This is a genomic window from Psychrobacter sp. TAE2020 (genome assembly GCF_018919485.1).
In the GTDB taxonomy this organism is placed as follows: Bacteria; Pseudomonadota; Gammaproteobacteria; order Pseudomonadales; family Moraxellaceae; genus Psychrobacter.
In genome coordinates, this window is record NZ_JAHLMU010000001.1 from 3,046,257 (window position 1) to 3,064,598 (window position 18,342).

Genomic DNA, 18,342 nt, shown 5'->3' on the forward strand with positions numbered 1-18,342 from the left:
TAGAATAAAAAAAGAGCCTATATATTAATATAGGCTCTATTCGTTAACTATCGGCAGTGTCTAGTTGTGAATGTTCAACACGGCTTAGCTATCACTCGAGCACTTGAATATAAGCACTGGCTCGTAGCTCTTGCAACCAATCTTCTTGGGCTTGTGGCGCTAGGCGCTGGTACAGAGCTTGACGAGCCATATTACGGCGATACTCGCTACTAGCATCATACTGACGTTTGTCTGCCACTTTTAAGATATGCCAGCCAAACTGAGTCTTAAAGGGCGCAGAATAATCATTAATGCTAGTATTCTTCATTACCGCTTCAAAGGGACCAATCATATCTTGTTCGCTAACCCATTCTAGATCACCACCGCGTCCTGCTGAGCCGGGGTCATCAGAATAAGTGGCCGCTAGTGCTGAAAAGTCAGCTCCTTGGCGCAGCTGATTATAGAGGTCATTAATTTTTTGTTCAGCGAGGGCATCAGTTTGTAATTCATCGACTTTAATTAAGATGTGACTAGTACGCCACTGGGGCACGATCATTTTATCGCTGTCTTTTTTATTAGCCAGCTTTATGATATCGATGCCTTCAGGGGTTACAAGCGGTGCACTAACTTCACCTATGCCAAGCTTAGTGATTTCACTAGATAGCTCAGTAGGTAGAGCCGCTGCTTTATGAAAGCCCATATCGCCACCTTGTAATGGTATAGCATAGCTACCTTGAACAGCGGCAACAGCAGCATCTACATCCACATCTGGTGCTTGCAAGCGCTTACGCAGTGCTTCTGCTACTGCTAAGGCTTCAGAACGTTGTGCTGGTGATAGGCGGCTATAATCATCGATATAGGGCACACGCACGTGAATAGTTTGATATTCACTTTGATTGAGACGTTTGGCTTCAGGTGAGGCCAAAAATGAATCAATATCCTGTTCACTAATGCGCACACGATTGCTAACTTGGCGTTGCTGTAATGCTTGAATAGCAGCATCCTCAATCAGCTTACTACGTAGACTAGCGTAGCCACCAGCTTGTTGGGAATCCATACGTTGTTGCAGAGCGCTAAGACTATCGAGGCCTTCGGCTTCAGCAATCTTCACTAGGCGCTGATTGATAGCCGCCTCATCAGGCTTGATACCAACACGGTTAATTAACGACAGCTGTAACTCACGCAGGATTAAGGCGTTTAGTACTTCAGATTGGAGCTGAGCAGAATTAGCTAACGGCTGACCGGCAGTTTTTGCCCGCAATTGAGTCTGAATGACTGCGTTGATTAAATCGCTCTTTAAGATAGCATTGTCATTAACCAGCGCAATAATACCGTCAGTACTGTTACCAGCGGTAAGACGATTGCTAGTGTTTTGACTAGTGCTAGTACTGCTACTGGTTGCAGCGGTCTGGTTCTTGACGGTTGCTGCTTGAGCATTAAGACTCAAAGCAAGTCCAGCGCTCATTACTAATAAAACCGCACTACTGGTCTGACGTAAACAAAAAATTCTCATAATGCTCCTAATCACTATCATCTTATAAGATGGGAGTTGTGTGACTGTATCTATAAAGGCTGAATTAACTATCAGTGCTTAGCTAGCTATTAAAAATATTTAGTATAACTTAGTATAACAAACGCATTTAATCGCTAAAGGTTGGCAACCCTCATAACATTAGTACTTTTTATAGACTATTAGCTCGTCAATGAGACTTTAGCTATTTTATAAGCCTATAGCTATTGAACCATCCTTTAGCGGCTTATTAATCTTTCCAAGCGGTTTGTACTGGCTCAAAGCCTAACACTTTGTCAGAGAGTAGACGCGTCAAGCGACTATTACCACTACCTAAACCATTCAATCTAATTTCAGCCATTACTGCTTGCGTAGGTTCATCTCTGACATTCAAGTCATTATAATAACGACGGCCATAAACTGCAAAACCAAAGCAGCAATCCTCGTAATCCACCCCAACTAAAGCATCTAGTATTTTATCGCGGCGATGGTCATATTGACCTTGTGCTATCACCCGCCAATTGTTATTTACAGGGAAGATAGCAGAAGCGGTAACGGCTGATAACGGCAGCTGATTAGTGTTTTCATCGCTTTGACGTTTGACATAACCGATGTTGAATAGACTGTTATTAGAAGGCTGATAGCGTAGTTCAGTAGTGATAAAGTTTAGATCGTAACTGTTGTCGAGTGCCCCACTCAAATCAACCCAGACATTGTTGTAAGGTTGCAAACTACTATTCCAAACCATTCCTGATGATGAAGTATTAAACAGCTGGTTATCTCCATCGAGGGTAACACGACCATCATCGATGTAAAACTGCTCTGCAATGCTACCATCAAAACGTGTCACACCCGTTGCATCGATGTAACGATAGTTAACTCCAGGGGTGATAGCATGCAAATCTTGCAAGCGATCATGGCCTAAGAACCAGCTGTCGGAAAACAGTTGGTCATAGTTGACTGAGGCAATACGGGTATTAAAGTTGGGAATATCGTTCTGATCTTTAAACGGTGAATAAGTATATTTTAAACGGGGGCTTACTAGCTGGTAGCCACCCATAGTGTTGTCAAAAGCTCCAAACGGCGAGCCTGCGCGATATAAATACAGCCCTGCATCGATACTGGCTTGAGGTACAAACACTGACTGACTGCCATTCTCTTGATCTAGCGAGTTATCGGCTAAGCTGTCTTGATCGTAGGAGGTATATAAATGCTGCAAACTAACTTTAGGTTTGATATAGCCCCAAGATTTTTCTATCGGATAAGCGGCGCTAAGTTTATTATATACACGCAATCCACTTTTTTCCGCCTCTGAGCCATCATCGATAGATTTTTTAAAGTAGGCGGAGTCGTGAACTCCAGTAATGTCGAAACTCTTCGCCCAAGGCAAACGATAATCCAGAGTCAACTGTGGCAAGCGTGAGTAGGGCTTATCTTTGTCTTGTAGCGCCTGACCATTATCAGTAAAGGCATCTAGAGTCTGGAAGGTTTCAACCTTAAGCTCACCATTCACATAGTCATTATAATAGTTGAGTCGTGCCCGTGTAGGTAGATTGACCGTATTGTCTGACAGTCCTAAAGTATCGAAGTCGTTCAGGTAATCTGAATCTGAGACGTAGCTGTATTTAGCATCACCGCTTAAGCGTGGAATGCTAGAGGAGGACCAGTAATGATCATAAAAAAAGCTACTGCGATCCTCGCCGTCATAGTTTTTATCATTGGGTAAGTAAGAACCGCTGAATACCCCTTCACCATAGCCTTCAGTCAGGTAGCGAAATTCACCTGATAGCATAGGATTACGGTTGGTATAAATATGAGTATTAATAGTGGCATCATAATTAGGAGCTAGATTGAGATAATAAGGAATATCAATCTCAAGACCGTTCTCACTACCGATACTAGCGCTAGGAAGCAAGAAGCCACTACTGCGACGACTGTCGATAGGGAAGTTAAAATAAGGCAGATAAAATACTGGAATATCAGCTATGCGGAAGGTGGTGTCATAAGCCTTACCACGTCCAGTATCAGTATCTAAATCAATGCTCTTAGCTTCCAGCTGCCACTTACGATCAGTAGGCGGACAAGTACTGAACATTACATTGTCCAGCTCATATTGACTATCGTTAGGACGATTAAGACGCTCAGCATAACCGTGCGCTTGTAGAGGTACACTAGCAAATGCAACCCCGTAAGCTGTCGATTGTCCCGATTCTGTATTATAAGCTAAGCTATCGGCTACCCCAATTAGGCCACCATCAGAAGCTTTTTCGGTAAGCGTAGGTTGGCTATTGCGGTTAGCAAAGATATTTCGCCCACTATTGCTGCCAACACTGTTATTACTATTACTATTGTTGCTGGTCGCTTTATTGGTGAACAACACTTTGCCTTGAGCTGCAGCTACACCGGTAGTCAAGTCTAGTACTACTTTGTCGGCCTCAATATGCTGCATCCCTTGGTCAATGATCACATTCCCTGAAAGCTCAGCATAATCAATATTGTCATAATAGCCGTAATCAGCTTCTGCAAATAGCGCAGACTTACCATCAGAAGCCGTATTGGAATTGGCATTCGGCGCAAAGTTATCTTGATTATTGTTTAAATTACCATTAGCTTCATTAACCGCGCGTTGGTAGTTTGGGTTGTTAGTAGGATAGACCCATTGGCCTTCGCAACGTTGCGCACTATCTACCGAGTTGGGAAGTAGCTTTAGGTCAGAACCTAATGGGCGTAACGTTTCACTATTTGACTGGATATTGGTAGTAGGCTTATTTAAGCCCTTATCGAACTTCGAATCTGGAGTTAATTCATAGAACTCTGCTAAACGCACTAAGCTCTCTTGAACACTTTCATCTTTTACATTGAGACGGCTGCTAGTGGTAGTCGACGATTTACTTGCAGCAGTAGTCGGTGCTTTAGGGGTAGAAGAGCGCTTCGCTTGCTCAGCTATATCGTTAGTATTAACATTAGCTTCGCTAGTGTCCTCTGTAATAGCTGTCACTGCTATATTGTTTTCAGCGCTCAATTCTTCAGCAGCGTTTAGCTCTTCAGTAGCAAGCGCCACAGTATTAGCATTGCTTTGATTATAGGATTGATCAAAGTAGCTGTTATCCGTGTATGAACGGTTAGCATTAGAGTCTTTTTGCAAGTTAGTACTGGCAATAGTAGGACTATCCGCCACTAAAGCTGCCGCTATTTGCGGATTTGCAGCTGCTAACTCAGCTGCGCTTACGCTCAACCCAGTCAAACTTAAGGCGCCAAATAAAATCAGACGAATGCTTTGGTAAAGCGGAGAATATAACAAGGGCACACCTATGATTACAAAGTCTAATGGATGACGACTTACTTTTACTGTTTATTAGCCGCAAGTACTGTTTATTAACCACAAATTTAACAAGCTTTAACGGTTATTTGCGCTCCAACAACGGCTATATGCTATCTATACTGTTTGCAATAGCAAACAGTGTTAGTCTATATTGATATAGTCCTCTATTTGAGGATTATATAGTTAATGAGCCAATATTGAATCAAATAATTAACCGGCAGCTATTTAACGATTAGCCAATATATGATTATTGACGACTTATGATAGTCAAAAAAAATCAAATCAGCTACACTATTCATCAATTTTTATAACTGAAATTTTATAATTGATATTATTAGCAAGCATTACTGACTAAGCTTTTAATTTTACACCTTTATTATCAAGGCCAAATTAAACCATTAACTATTTTTAGATAGTTTGCCATTTTAGCAAGTATTTGCCTGATTTATCACTATATTTAACCGGCGATGTTCTTTATGACTAATATACCCCTTAGTATTGATACTACCCCTAGTGCAGCGGCGCTTTCCTCTAGTAAAAGTGTGGACTGTACAGACGATAATCGCTTACAGCAGTTACAGCTTTGGCTACAACAAGTATTTGGCAGCCAATCTTTCACTTTAGTCAGCTTGCCTGGGGATGCCAGCGCTCGTCAATACCATCGTCTGCAATTACTCGATGTTGGTCAGCAACCGCCAGAGCATTATATGGTTATGGATTCGGCTGATGAACAAGACGCCATGCAGCAGTTCATTGCCGTCGCTAAGCTAATGAGTCCAGCAGTAAATGTACCCAAGCTTATTGCTCAAGACTTAGCACAAGGTTTTTTAGTATTACAAGATTTTGGCTCGACAGAGTTTGCCCATCTGCTGACGGATGCTAGGGCCGAGCAAATCGATGAGTACTATCAGTTGGCTATGCAAACCTTAATAGAGTTACAACAGGTGCCCGTAGAGGTCGCTAAAAATCAATATCAATTGCCAGATTATGATACCGCACTGCTAGATCGTGAAATGGACTTGTTCAGTGACTGGTTTATACCTTATATTGGGATTACGCTGGACAAAGCGCTGTGGGATACTTTAAAGCTGGCTTTGATCAAAGATATTTTGGTACAGCCGCAAGTGATCGTTCATCGTGATTATCACAGTCGCAATCTAATGCAAGATCAGGCAGACCCTGCTAAGTTAGGTATTATCGACTTTCAGGATGCGGTAGTAGGTGCTTATAGCTATGACTTAGTGTCACTAGTGCGCGACGCTTATGTTGAATGGCCAGAGACTCAAATAACCCAATGGATCCACGACTTTTGGCAGCGCCAGCAGCAAGCGCAATTAGTTACTACGTCTAGTGCTAAACAATTTGAAAATGACGTGAATGTTATGGGGGTTCAGCGCCATCTAAAAGTGCTGGGGATTTTTATTCGTCTATATGAGCGTGATGGTAAGAGCCGTTACTTAGCTGATATCCCAAAAGTGATGACTGATCTAATATTCGAGCTTGAATGGCTGGGTGCTCATGGTACAGATGACAGCAAACGCGCGGTATTGCCATTTAATACTTGGTTAATAGATAGCGTTCTGCCCGCTTATCAAAGTAGGTTTGCTCAGCAATATATCTAATTTCACAAAAATAAGGAGCGCTTATGTCGGTAATAAAGCAAGCAATGATTTTGGCAGCTGGTAAAGGTACACGCTTACGGCCACTGACTCTGGAGACCCCAAAACCTTTAGTTGAGGTAGGGGGGCAGCCGCTAATAGTTTGGCACATCAAAGCATTGCAAGCGGCAGGTATTACCGACATCACTATTAATGCTTCTTGGCTTGCTGATAAGCTAATGGCCACGCTAGGCGATGGCGCGCAGTATGGCGTTAATCTGCAGTGGTCAGTCGAGGAAGATGAACCGCTTGAAACTGCTGGTGGTATATTCCAGGCACTACAAACGGGAAAATTGCAAAATGCCCCCTTTGTCTTAGTTAATTCTGATGTATGGACAACCTATGATTTTTCGCAGCTGGTCGACTATACTTTAGGGCCTGATCAACAGGCTCATCTACTATTGATTGATAATCCTGAGCATAATGATGACGGTGATTTTGCTATCAATAATGGTTTAGCCAGCGAGCAGGCAGTGGCTGGTGCTGATAAATATACTTTTGCTGGCATTAGCGTGCTGTCACCACGGCTACTCGATGGGCTAGTGACTGGTCAAGCTGCAGCGCTGGCACCTTTGCTACGCAGAGCTATGATCAAGTTTCAAGTCACGGCTGAAGTTATTCCTGATAACTGGATAGATGTCGGTACAGCGGCACGTCTAGAGCAGATTAACACTTTTATTGACACTAAAGGCGTAGGTGCTCATCGCGGCGCTTAATGGGATCATAGTGAGCCAATAAGTTTGATAACCAGAATGTTTTATAACTATGTAATAATTACCTAACAGCTAGTTTATAGTTAGCCACTAATTAATGAATAAAAAAAAGCAGCGCTGATCCTAGGATCAACTTATAGTTATAGAGCAACCTATAATGAAATTTGGGATTGGTTTGATTTCTTGCTAAGCAAATTGTATTTTTTAGATATTGACTACACTGATGAATGCCGTAGAATTTTCTCAAGTAATTTAGAAAGAATAATTTTTATTAGTAGAAGAACAGATGAAGCAGTAAAATATTTAAAATTACTTCATGATAGGAGACCGTTCATATTAGGATTATTAGAAGTTAAAAAAATTATAAAAAATCGTAGTTACCAGTTAAAAGATTTTTCGAACATTTTAAGAGAACTAAAAGAGGTTGAACACTGGCTAGAACCAAATAAAAACCAAATAAAACTTCTCTTAGAAACTCATATTCTATCAAGTGATCCATTTGAATATAGAAGTAGACGTTATGAGAATGAAGAGTATGGTCTGACTATAGAAGGTTTTAATGACTATGAGGATTTCATAGAGTATATTTCAGAAAATTTGGATACAAAAGTTATTAAAGAAACCTTAAAAGAGCTACTCACCTCTCAGAATGAAAATTTACATCAGATAGGACGTTCTATAATCAATATTTACAAGGAAAACAATGATTTTATTGCTGATTTGAAAAACGTAGCAAGTTATATGGATAGTACTGAGGAATTACCAAATACTAGGTTTCTTTTTAGCGTCTTAGAGAATCTAATAAAAACAGATTGGATTAGTTACACTAATTTAGTGAATTTTTTAATATCAGAAAAGATGTTTTCAAATATAACACCACAATTAATAATAAGTGTAAGTACAAATAAGAAGCATTTCAACTTCCTATTTAGAAATATTATTCAGTTTCCTTATCTAGATTTCTCTAGTTTAGGTAGAAGTTTAGCTTTCAAAAAGCTATGTCAAGATATATCGCCTAAATTGTTTGAGTTTACCTTAGATAAGCTGATTAGCTTGAATCAAGATAATATAGTACTTGATGCATTATTGTTCGATAGTAGGCAAAATAAGGTAATTGCTTATAAATATATTGATAAAATTTTAGAGCTTTTACCTAATGCGTTAGATTCTAAGAAATACTATGATTATAAATTTGCACTACGGTTCCTTCTATCCTATTCTGAAGTTACACGATCAAGTATTTTCGCAATGGTTGAAGAAGCTATAAGAAATATAGACTATTTTATAAGCTTAGGTAGCAGTCAAGTTGGAAGGGTCATAGAAGATCTAGTTGAAATTAGTACTATAGAATCGTTAGATTTTATCTATGGCAATAACTTGTTTAAATACGTTCTTAGCATTAGAGAGCTTGAAGATATTTTTTTCAAAGCTAACGAAGCTGAAGTGTTGACTTGGATAGGCGATGACCAAGATAAAATAAATTTTTGGTTTACTAATTCAAAATTTTATCAATACAACGAAGATGGTATCGAATGGCTAGAAATTTTACATAAGTTACTATCAGAGAGTAATAACCCTAACGTTCATTTGTCATATGCAATCGCCCATCTTTTTGAAATGTTTAGTCACGGTGGTAGATTTTCAGAAGCATTAAGTAAAAGGTTACCTTTTTTTGACAGTCTGAAACAATATCTCAAAAATCATAATCATGATAATCTCATTCCAGTGGTTGAGCAGAAAAAAGTAGAGTTTCAAAAGTACATTGAACTGGCGCAAGAAGAGGAAGCTAAAGAATCAAGAGAGCAGCAGGGTTTTGATTGGTGAGTATTATGACCAAAATCTGCTTTGTCCAAGCGCAAGTCGCAAGCTCTTTGCCGAGGGTGAGAGAAGATTAAGTAGAGTAGTACTCTGCGCAAGATGCAAGTATCTGCCGAGGGTGAGCGAAGATTAAGCAGAGTACTGCTCTGCCTGAGTGCAAGGCGAAAGCTTTGCTTGAGTTAGGTAGGCAAAGATCATTAAAAATTAATAGCCCATGCCTCGCATATTTCACGACTATTAAAGAACACCTATCTAGAGGCTCATCTTTTTATCCTCTTGCTTGTAAACCAACTACCGCCAAATAAAAGCCACCTCAAAATCATGGGTGGGAACAAAATTAGTCTCTTTAATCTCAAACGTCGTCGGGCCTACCTTCTTAACTTTACCCTTACCTCTCCAGCAATAGGCTTGCCATTGCTCACAATCTTAAAGCTATCAACCAGCTTAGTAGTATCTGCAAAGTCACTCTCTAATCGTGAGGGCGCAGCAGGCATAGGGAATAATACCGTCTCGGTGATATCTTTATTGCTTAAGTTTTTAAACTCATAATTGACCCGAATCTTATCTTTAGAAATGTATAAATCTTCGCTGTGCATACTGATATTTTTGTTTTTAAGGTAAGCAACGCCGCCTGTACCTACATAACCTGTAGAGTCGTTGGCTTGTGCTGTCGTTATGGCTAGTACAGCTGTGCAGGCGAGCTTAAGGCTTGCATTAAGGCACGACTTAATCAACTTATTATTATTTAGCATAGTAGGCATCCTTGCTATTTTTAGGTATAAGACTAAATAGTTTATACCGAATAGTGTTCGCCGTACGGTTTAATAGTGGCTAATTTAAGACAAAAAAAGAGTGACTACAACATAATCCTAGCCACTCTTTTTTTATTGTTTTTTTTAAGCCATTTAAAATTAGTTAGCAGCGATAAGATTGCCTGATATCTCAAGCGGGATCATATTGCCGATCACTTTTGGAAAAGCCGTGACCCCATAAGTATATCGATTGATTAACCCTGTCGCTTTGAATTTTAAGATAGGTTTTTTAGTCGCAGGATCATTTACCACATCTGTTAGAGTAACTTTTACGGTTAGAGGTTTAGTCTGACCCAGTACCGTAAAATCACCAGTGACATTAGCCTCTTTAGCATTAATCATGCTGACCTTTTTTGAGACAAAAGTCATAGTAGGATATTGGGCACTGTTAAGCAGCTCTTTGCGACGTAAAAAAGCATTGCGCAGATTGCCACCAGCATCAACACTGTTAGTATTTACGGTGAAGTTAATGGTGGTGTTAGTAGGATTTTTTACATCATAATTGATAGCACCATCCATCTTATGAAACTGACCTTCAACAGAACCTTTTCCCAAATAAGCCACCTGAAAATCTACATTAGTTTTTGGGACATCTAACTTCCATTTTTGTGGCGTTGCGGCTAACCCCATCATTGGTAATGAGAGTAATAAACTGGCAGTTAAGGTGGTCTTGAGTAAAGAGGTAGTAAGGGTATTCATACGAATGTTCCAAGAAGCAATATTAAAGTTAGCAGGTAGGCAAAGATAAAGTGATCTCTATAAGGCTATAAAAACTTAATAGTCTTTTTAAAGCCAGTAATAAGGCGCTAGCGTACTACACCTATTTGGTTGCCCTGTATTATTAAAGTTATATCTTATGACAACTGTGCAGTAGTAGCAAACCGCTAATGGGCTATGGCTATGACTGACTGGTGCTTAACCTTTGGAGGCTAAGGTTTAAGGCTTAAATAATTCAATAAATATAGCAAATATTACAGAGCTAAGGTCTTATTTGCTATACGTTTTTGATAATATAAAACTTATGCTGATAAAACTAACTTCTATAAGAGTTATCTTTAGAGGTATCTTAAGCGCGGCTATCATCAAAGTAGTCATTCGACTAACGTTAGATAATGCCATTTGACATTGGCTAAATACTATCAGACTGCCATTAAACAATAAGGGTTCGCCCTGTTATGACCAACCCTTATACTTTCTATACCTTGAAACAGCTAAAGAAACTAGGCTGGAACTGACTGCTCTATAGATTCAGTAGCACTGATATATTCCGCCTTAATAATATCTGCTAACTTTTCAGCGATCATGATAGTCGGCGCATTGGTATTAGCACTGATTAGCGTGGGCATGATAGAGGCATCAATGACTCGCAATCCACTTACGCCTCTGACTTTTAACTCTAGATCAACTACTGACTGCTCATCAGCACCCATACGGCAAGTACCGACAGGATGATAAATAGTATCTGATCTATTGCGAATAAAACTAAGCATACCGTCTTTTTCGATATAAGGAGCAGGATAGTCTTCGGTAATATACTTAGCCATGGGCGCCTCCGCCATGATAGCGCGAGTACGCTCGGCACCTGCGATCATATATTCCACATCTTTGGGATGTGACAGGTAGTTTGGATCAATTAGCGGTGCAGCAGCGGGGTCATTAGAGGCGAGCTTGACCGTGCCACGACTCTCTGGACGTAAGTAACAAGCGTGACAAGAGACGGCGTAGCCACGTTTGAGATCACGGCCATGATTCATCACTCGAGCTATGGCGAAATGCAGTTGAGTATTCGGCCACTCTTGCGGCGCATCACCAACGCTAAAGAATGCGCCCCCTTCAGCGTAGTTCGTCGATAGCAGACCAGTGCCATCTTTACGCCATTGCCGCATGGCCTTAAAGAAGTTCATCCCAGCGATAGTGCCAACGCCGAATACGTCAGTGGTATTGACTTCATAATCAAACACTACATCCAAATGGTCTTGTAGGTTTTCACCTACTTCAGGGGCATCTACGACTACTTTTATATCTAAAGCTTCAAGCTGAGCTTTTGGCCCAATACCAGATAGCATCAGCACTTTAGGCGAGCCAAAGCTACCGCCAGACAGGATAACTTCGTGACGGGCATTGACAATTTGCTCAGCACCGTGTTTTTCGTAGATAACGCCAGTGGCTTTATGATCCTCGATGATTACTCGATTGACTTGCGCATGAGTGACAACGGTCAAGTTCGGGCGCTCTTGTACTGGATGAAGGTAAGCTGCTGCTGCTGAACAGCGTTGGCCTTGTTTTTCTCCATGAAAGTGGGTAACTTGATATAGACCTACGCCTTCTTGTTTAGGGCCATTGAAGTCTTGGTTGTGCTCGAGTCCGTTAGCGATGCCAGCCTGCACAAAAGCTTTAGAGATATCGCGAGGGCTCAACAGATCACTGACATTTAATGGCCCACTATCACCATGCAAGTCATCGCCACCACGGACATTGTTTTCAGCTTTTATAAAATAGGGTAGTAAGTCGTCGAACCCCCAACCTACGCAGCCTTGTTCGACCCAACGCTCATAATCTAGCGGACTACCACGAGTATAAACCATCGCATTAATAGCCGATGAGCCTCCTAAACACTGTCCACGAGGTTGAAAGCCACGCCGATCGTTTAGATGAGTTTGTGGGGTAGTATGGAAGCACCAATTGTTTAATTTTAGCGGCTTTCCGGGTACTAACAGGATGAGACCAGCAGGCACCCGCACTGCTAAATCTTTGCCATCTCCACCATACTCTAGTAGACAGACACTGATATCTGGGTTTTCTGTAAGACGGCTGGCGAGTACACAACCTGCTGAACCGCCCCCTACAATGACATAATCAAAATCCATTTTTTATTCCTCGTAGCGTCCCTGCTAATTAAGCTGGTCGTATACTGTATTTATTTCATTAAAATAGGGCGTGTTGAACCATTGACCACAGCAGTGTCTACTTGTAAATATTCACTACGGTCTACTTATTTGCGCAAATAACCTCATAGTGCACATACCTCTGAGCGTACTATAAAACGTTTGCCCTCTGGTATTTCTAACGAAAAGCTTGCCCCACGACCATTGACTACATCGATGGTTAAATCAGTATGCTGCCAGAGTTTATATTGTGCTTTACCCATATAAAAAGGACAGCCAGCCAGCTCACCGAGTAGGACATCTTGACCGCCTACTTTGAACTCGCCTAATGGATAACACATAGGAGAGCTGCCATCACAGCAGCCGCCTGATTGATGAAACATCAGCTCGCCATGCTTAGATTTTAGTAGCTCAATCAGTGCTTCGCAAGATTGGGTAGCGGTGAGTCTCATAACAGTTTCCTTGTCATTAAAAGTGCTTATTAATTATTAATATGAATAGTTAATAAAAAAGGTCGCATCAAATCCAGTTACACCATTAATAGCATGTCACTAGAAATAATACGACCCATTATTTATGATGGAATGTATCTATACAGATACCGACGGCTTAAATGCTTACATAGTGTAGTCGATAACAATCCGACCTTCGATTTTTCCCTGACGCATACGCTCAAAAATATCATTGATATTCTCTAACGGTTCAGCGGTCACAGTAGCTTTTACTTTGCCTGCTGCTGCCATGTTTAATGACTCTTGCAAGTCCAGACGCGTACCAACAATTGAGCCGCGAATAGTAATACCATTCAGAACCGTATCGAAGATCGATACTGGGAAATCCCCTGTTGGCAGACCATTAAACACTACCGTACCACCACGTCGTACCATACTAAGAGCTTGATCAAACGCTATAGCCGATACCGCAGTCACTAGCACCCCATGAGCACCACCAATCTCTTGTTTTAGATATTCACCAGGATCAGTGTTTTTAGCATTAACGGTAACAGTAGCCCCTAGCTTTTTAGCAAAATCTAGCTTTTCATCATCTATATCTACAGCAGCGACATTTAATCCCATAGCAATAGCATACTGCACCGCCATGTGACCCAGTCCGCCAATACCTGAAATCACCACCCAATCCCCTGGGCGAGCTTCAGTCATTTTAAGACCTTTATATACCGTAACACCTGCGCATAGAACTGGCGCAATTTCAACGGAGTCAACGCTATCAGGGATAATGCCGACATAGTTGGCATTGGCTAATACATATTCTGCAAAGCTCCCATTAACTGAATAGCCAGAGTTTTCTTGACTCTCACACAGAGTTTCCCAGCCACCTAGACAATGGGTACAGTGACCACAAGCGGAGTACAGCCAAGCAACCCCAACTCGATCGCCCTCTTTGACATGAGTGACACCTTCGCCAACGGCAGTTATCAGTCCTACGCCTTCGTGTCCAGGGATAAAAGGTGGACTAGGTTTGACTGGCCAATCGCCTTCGATAGCGTGCAAGTCAGTATGACAAACGCCTGATGCTTGCATCTTTACTAAGATTTCGCCAGCACCTGGGGTTGGGATATCCACTTCTTCAATCTCCAAGGCTTGACCAAACTCATGTAACACTGCTGCTTTCATTTTATTGCTCACGATATTACTCCTAGTTATTTTTTTCAGTTTTAATCATTAAAAAACACCTACTTCGTAATTCCAGGACTTGCTCAATAATACAGCTCAAGCAAAAAGCTTAGAAAAAACCCATCGCCTTTGGACTATAAGAGACCAGCATGTTTTTGGTTTGTTGATAATGGTCAAGCATCATTAGATGGTTTTCTCGGCCAATACCTGACTGCTTGTAACCACCAAATGCAGAGTGAGCAGGATAGATGTGATAACAGTTGGTCCATACGCGGCCCGCTTGAACACCACGGCCGAAGCGATAGGCCTTATGTACGCTACGAGTCCAAACCCCAGCGCCTAGACCGTACAAAGTGTCATTGGCAATGCTCATAGCTTCTTCGTCATCTTTAAAGGTAGTGACCGCCAGTACTGGACCAAAGATCTCTTCTTGGAACACTCGCATGTCGTTGGTGCCCTCAAAGATCGTCGGCTGTACATAATAGCCCTCTGAGTTCTCGCCTTCATGCTTAGCTTGTTCACCGCCAACTAGAATTTTAGCGCCTTCTTTTTTGCCGATATCGAGGTAAGATAATATCTTCTCTAATTGATCTGAGCTAGCTTGTGCGCCAATCATGGTTTCGGTGTCTAGTGGGTTACCCATTTTGATAGCTTTAACACGAGCGATACAGCGCTTGATAAACTCATCATAGATGCTTTCGTGTACTAAAGCGCGTGAAGGACAAGTACAGACTTCACCTTGGTTAAGTGCGAACATGACTAAGCCTTCCACTGCTTTGTCTAAGAAGTCGTCATCTTCATCCATAATATCGGCGAAGAATATATTTGGGCTCTTACCGCCAAGCTCTAAAGTTACTGGGATAATGTTTTCACTGGCGTACTGCATAATCAGGCGACCAGTAGTGGTCTCACCAGTAAAGGCAACTTTATTGATACGTGGGTTAGAGGCTAGCGGCTTACCGGCTTCAACACCAAAGCCATTGACGACGTTGAGAACGCCTTTAGGTAAGATATCTGCCATACCTATGATATCCAGCATATAAAGAATAGAGGCTGGTGTTTGTTCAGCAGGTTTTAATACCACACAGTTACCAGCAGCAAGCGCAGGAGCCAGTTTCCATACGGCCATTAAGATAGGGAAGTTCCACGGAATAATTTGACCGACGACACCAAGTGGTTCGTGGAAATGATAGGCAACTGTGTCTTCATCTATTTGACTAATACCCCCTTCTTGAGCACGAATGGCGCTGGCAAAATAGCGGAAATGGTCGATGGCTAATGGAATGTCAGCGATAAGGGTTTCGCGAACCGGTTTACCGTTCTCGTAGCATTCGGCAATAGCGATAGACTCTAAGTTAGCCTCCATACTATCAGCGATTTTCAGCAGTAGATTGGCACGTTCAGTAACGCTGGTTTTTCCCCAAGCATCTTTTGCGGCGTGAGCGGCATCTAGGGCTTTTTCAATATCAGCGGCTTTGGAGCGGGCTACCTGACAGATAGTCTTACCATTAATGGGACTGGGGTTATCGAAATACTCACCATCGATAGGAGCTACCCATTCGCCATTAATAAAGTTATCGTATTTTTCACGGAAATGGACGGTACTGTCTGCAGTATTAGGATAAGGGTATAACATTAACTTCTCCTTGTTGCGTTATATAAGGTAAAACAAGAGCATGAGTAGTTATTGAGTGGCTGTTTAAAACCTTATAAAAATAAATACCTATGCACTGACTACTAGATCTTCCTGATCAAGCAATAGCTCTATCGTACTCAGCTTTGATATAGAGCGATAGTTACTTTTAATAATATTTCACCTAATGATACATAAATTTAAGTTATGTATGACTATCCGCTTAAAGTAGTTTGCAAAGGTCAGGTAGCTGTTATAATTGTTAGCAAATATTTTAGGCTATTACAGTTATTGATTTGCTGATAGCCGTTTTCTTCTCATCAGCTTATTAATTGGTTTAGATATATGCGTCAATCATCCGCTCTTGATATTTTACAAACAGGTCAAAATGTTTTTTTGACTGGCTCAGCAGGTTCCGGTAAGACTTATACCCTCAACCAATATATTAATTATTTGCGTGCTCGGCGTGTGTCTGTAGCGGTTACCGCTAGCACTGGTATTGCCGCCACTCACATGAGTGGCACTACTATTCATAGCTGGTCGGGCATAGGGATCAAAGATGAGCTATCAGAGCGGGATTTAACCACTCTAGCTCGTAAGCAGTTTTTGGCAGACAGACTTAAAGAGACCGCAGTATTAATCATTGATGAGGTATCGATGTTGCATGCCAAGCAGCTTAATCTAGTCAATCAAGTGCTCAAGCATGTGCGTAAAAGCGATCAACCCTTTGGTGGTATACAAGTAGTAGTCGCCGGAGACTTTTTTCAGTTGCCGCCTATCGGTAGTAGGGGTGAGAGTAACCGTGAGAAGTTTGCCTTTATGTCAGAGGCTTGGCTGGATGCGCAGTTTCATATCTGCTATTTAAGCGAGCAGCATCGACAAGTCAGTGAAGCTGCTAATGGCGGTCTGGACTTGGATGACATTCTCAACCAAATTCGTCGCCAAGAAGTGAGCTTTGAGGCTATTGCAGCTCTAGAAGCTACTTATGATCAAGATGTCGATATCAAGCGCACTCGGCTATATACTCACAATCTCAACGTCAATAAGATAAACGATAAAGAGCTCGCTGAGCTGTCTGGCGAGATGAAGCGTTACGAGGCTATTTCTATTGGTGAAGAAAAGCTAGTCGAAACTTTGAAAAAAACGGTACGCACCCAAGATGAGTTGGTACTCAAAGTGGGCGCGAAAGTTATGTTTATCAAAAACAACACGGAGCTCAACGTTTCAAACGGCACTATGGGCGAGCTGATTGGCTATGCCACTGTAAAAGTTGATGATAGTCATGCTAAAGCAAAAGCTGAAAAAGATGCTATAAGCCATGCGTTAGAGAGTAAAGAAACCGTCGTAGCTAGTGATGATGATAAGAGCGATAGTATTGTTGAGCCGCAAGCAAAAAAAGCAGCAAAAGCCATCAGCAAACAGCCAACTAGCCAAAAAATGCCAGTAGTAAGGTTGAATTCGGGGCGTGAAGTGATAGCTGAGCCTGAAGAGTGGATTATTGAAGATGAAACTGGCGAGGTGCTGGCAAGCTACCAGCAAGTGCCGCTATGTCTAGCTTGGGCGATTACTATCCATAAGTCGCAAGGAATGACATTGGACGCCGCTGAGATCGATCTATCACGTACCTTTGAGCTGGGACAAGGCTATGTAGCACTATCACGCCTTAAGTCGCTAGCAGGCTTGCAGTTACTAGGCATGAATAATATGAGCTTGCAGCTAGATCCATTGGCACGTGGGGCTGATAAACGCTTCTTAGCGCTTTCAGCGGAAGCGGATGCTAACTATGCTATGCTCGATGAAAAAAGCATGCAGCAAAACCATGAAAAATTTGTCACAAAATCAGGCGGCACGAACAATCAAACTATTATTGATGCTTATGCCACTTTGCAAAAGAAACGCCGTGAGCAGCAGCAACAACTGCAAGATAAAAAGCAAAAGCAGGGCAATCAAGTCGCTGATAAATCCGACGGCACTTTGCTAGTGACACGGCAGTTGTTAGAGGAAAGCCTAACTATTGCAGAGATTGCAGAGTCGAGAGAGCTTGCACAATCGACTATTATGCGCCATATTAGTGAGCTGAAACACCAAGACCCTAGCCTTGCTTGCGATCATCTACGCCCTAATGATGAGATAATGACTGCTGTTGGTAATGCTTACGTGGCCATCAAAGTTGCTAATAATCCTAATGATTTCAATGATGATGGTACTGCCAAGCTGCGACCTATTTATGATTACCTTAAACAAAACGTCGATTACAACACCATTCGTTTGGCGCTGATTTTTATCACCCCTTAAGGCCTTTATAATTAGATATTGTTATCGCTAGGCACTTGTCTATCAGCATCTTGATAGACAGCTATTTTATATCTCTGCCTGTA

Annotated in this window: 12 protein-coding genes and 1 pseudogene; 4 read left to right on the forward strand and 9 right to left on the reverse strand. The window is 41.7% G+C overall.

What is annotated here, in order from left to right; translation table 11 throughout:
- Positions 1-91: 91 nt before the first annotated feature.
- Positions 92-1,492, reverse strand: coding sequence for a peptidylprolyl isomerase (locus KPY62_RS12540; RefSeq protein WP_216582713.1), 1,401 nt, complete (start codon positions 1,490-1,492; stop codon positions 92-94).
- A gap of 247 nt (positions 1,493-1,739) precedes the next feature.
- On the reverse strand, positions 1,740-4,790 hold the full coding sequence (locus tag KPY62_RS12545; protein ID WP_216582718.1) for an LPS-assembly protein LptD: 3,051 nt from the start codon (positions 4,788-4,790) through the stop codon (positions 1,740-1,742).
- A gap of 497 nt (positions 4,791-5,287) precedes the next feature.
- On the opposite strand from KPY62_RS12545, the gene KPY62_RS12550 reads away from it, so the two are divergent.
- The 3 genes from KPY62_RS12550 to KPY62_RS12560 all read left to right on the forward strand — a co-directional run bounded on the left by KPY62_RS12550 (position 5,288) and on the right by KPY62_RS12560 (position 9,006).
- Positions 5,288-6,433 (forward strand): aminoglycoside phosphotransferase family protein, encoded by a 1,146-nt coding sequence (locus KPY62_RS12550; RefSeq protein ID WP_216582720.1) that lies wholly within the window; start codon positions 5,288-5,290, stop codon positions 6,431-6,433.
- A gap of 23 nt (positions 6,434-6,456) precedes the next feature.
- Positions 6,457-7,185 carry an N-acetylmuramate alpha-1-phosphate uridylyltransferase MurU gene (murU, locus tag KPY62_RS12555; RefSeq protein ID WP_216582722.1) on the forward strand — a complete coding sequence of 243 codons (729 nt, stop codon included), beginning with the start codon at positions 6,457-6,459 and terminating at the stop codon, positions 7,183-7,185.
- A gap of 180 nt (positions 7,186-7,365) precedes the next feature.
- Complete coding sequence (locus tag KPY62_RS12560; RefSeq protein ID WP_216582723.1) at positions 7,366-9,006, forward strand: hypothetical protein; 1,641 nt, start codon at positions 7,366-7,368, stop codon at positions 9,004-9,006.
- A 285-nt stretch (positions 9,007-9,291) separates the two neighbouring features.
- On the opposite strand, the pseudogene KPY62_RS14050 reads toward KPY62_RS12560, so the two are convergent.
- The 7 genes and pseudogenes from KPY62_RS14050 to KPY62_RS12590 form a co-directional block, all read right to left on the reverse strand.
- Positions 9,292-9,354 (reverse strand): annotated as a pseudogene (locus tag KPY62_RS14050) (hypothetical protein); the annotation flags it as partial.
- Positions 9,355-9,368: 14 nt separating this feature from the next.
- Positions 9,369-9,752 (reverse strand): DUF4424 family protein, encoded by a 384-nt coding sequence (locus tag KPY62_RS12565; RefSeq protein ID WP_216582725.1) that lies wholly within the window; start codon positions 9,750-9,752, stop codon positions 9,369-9,371.
- 159 nt (positions 9,753-9,911) lie between these two features.
- Positions 9,912-10,511, reverse strand: a complete 600-nt coding sequence (locus KPY62_RS12570) for a YceI family protein (RefSeq protein WP_216582727.1) — start codon at positions 10,509-10,511, stop codon at positions 9,912-9,914.
- Between the two features lie 521 nt (positions 10,512-11,032).
- The gene (locus KPY62_RS12575) at positions 11,033-12,679 is read right to left on the reverse strand and encodes a GMC family oxidoreductase (protein ID WP_216582729.1); all 1,647 of its coding nucleotides are present in this window, start codon (positions 12,677-12,679) and stop codon (positions 11,033-11,035) included.
- A 143-nt stretch (positions 12,680-12,822) separates the two neighbouring features.
- On the reverse strand, positions 12,823-13,149 hold the full coding sequence (locus tag KPY62_RS12580; protein WP_216582731.1) for a DUF779 domain-containing protein: 327 nt from the start codon (positions 13,147-13,149) through the stop codon (positions 12,823-12,825).
- A 165-nt stretch (positions 13,150-13,314) separates the two neighbouring features.
- The gene (gene adhP / locus KPY62_RS12585; RefSeq protein WP_216582733.1) at positions 13,315-14,343 is read right to left on the reverse strand and encodes an alcohol dehydrogenase AdhP; all 1,029 of its coding nucleotides are present in this window, start codon (positions 14,341-14,343) and stop codon (positions 13,315-13,317) included.
- A 97-nt stretch (positions 14,344-14,440) separates the two neighbouring features.
- A complete protein-coding gene (locus KPY62_RS12590; protein ID WP_216582735.1) occupies positions 14,441-15,967 on the reverse strand; it encodes an aldehyde dehydrogenase family protein in 1,527 nt (508 codons plus the stop codon).
- 342 nt (positions 15,968-16,309) lie between these two features.
- Between KPY62_RS12590 and KPY62_RS12595 the strand changes: the two genes are divergently transcribed.
- A complete protein-coding gene (locus KPY62_RS12595) occupies positions 16,310-18,259 on the forward strand; it encodes an AAA family ATPase (protein ID WP_216582737.1) in 1,950 nt (649 codons plus the stop codon).
- Positions 18,260-18,342: the final 83 nt, after the last annotated feature.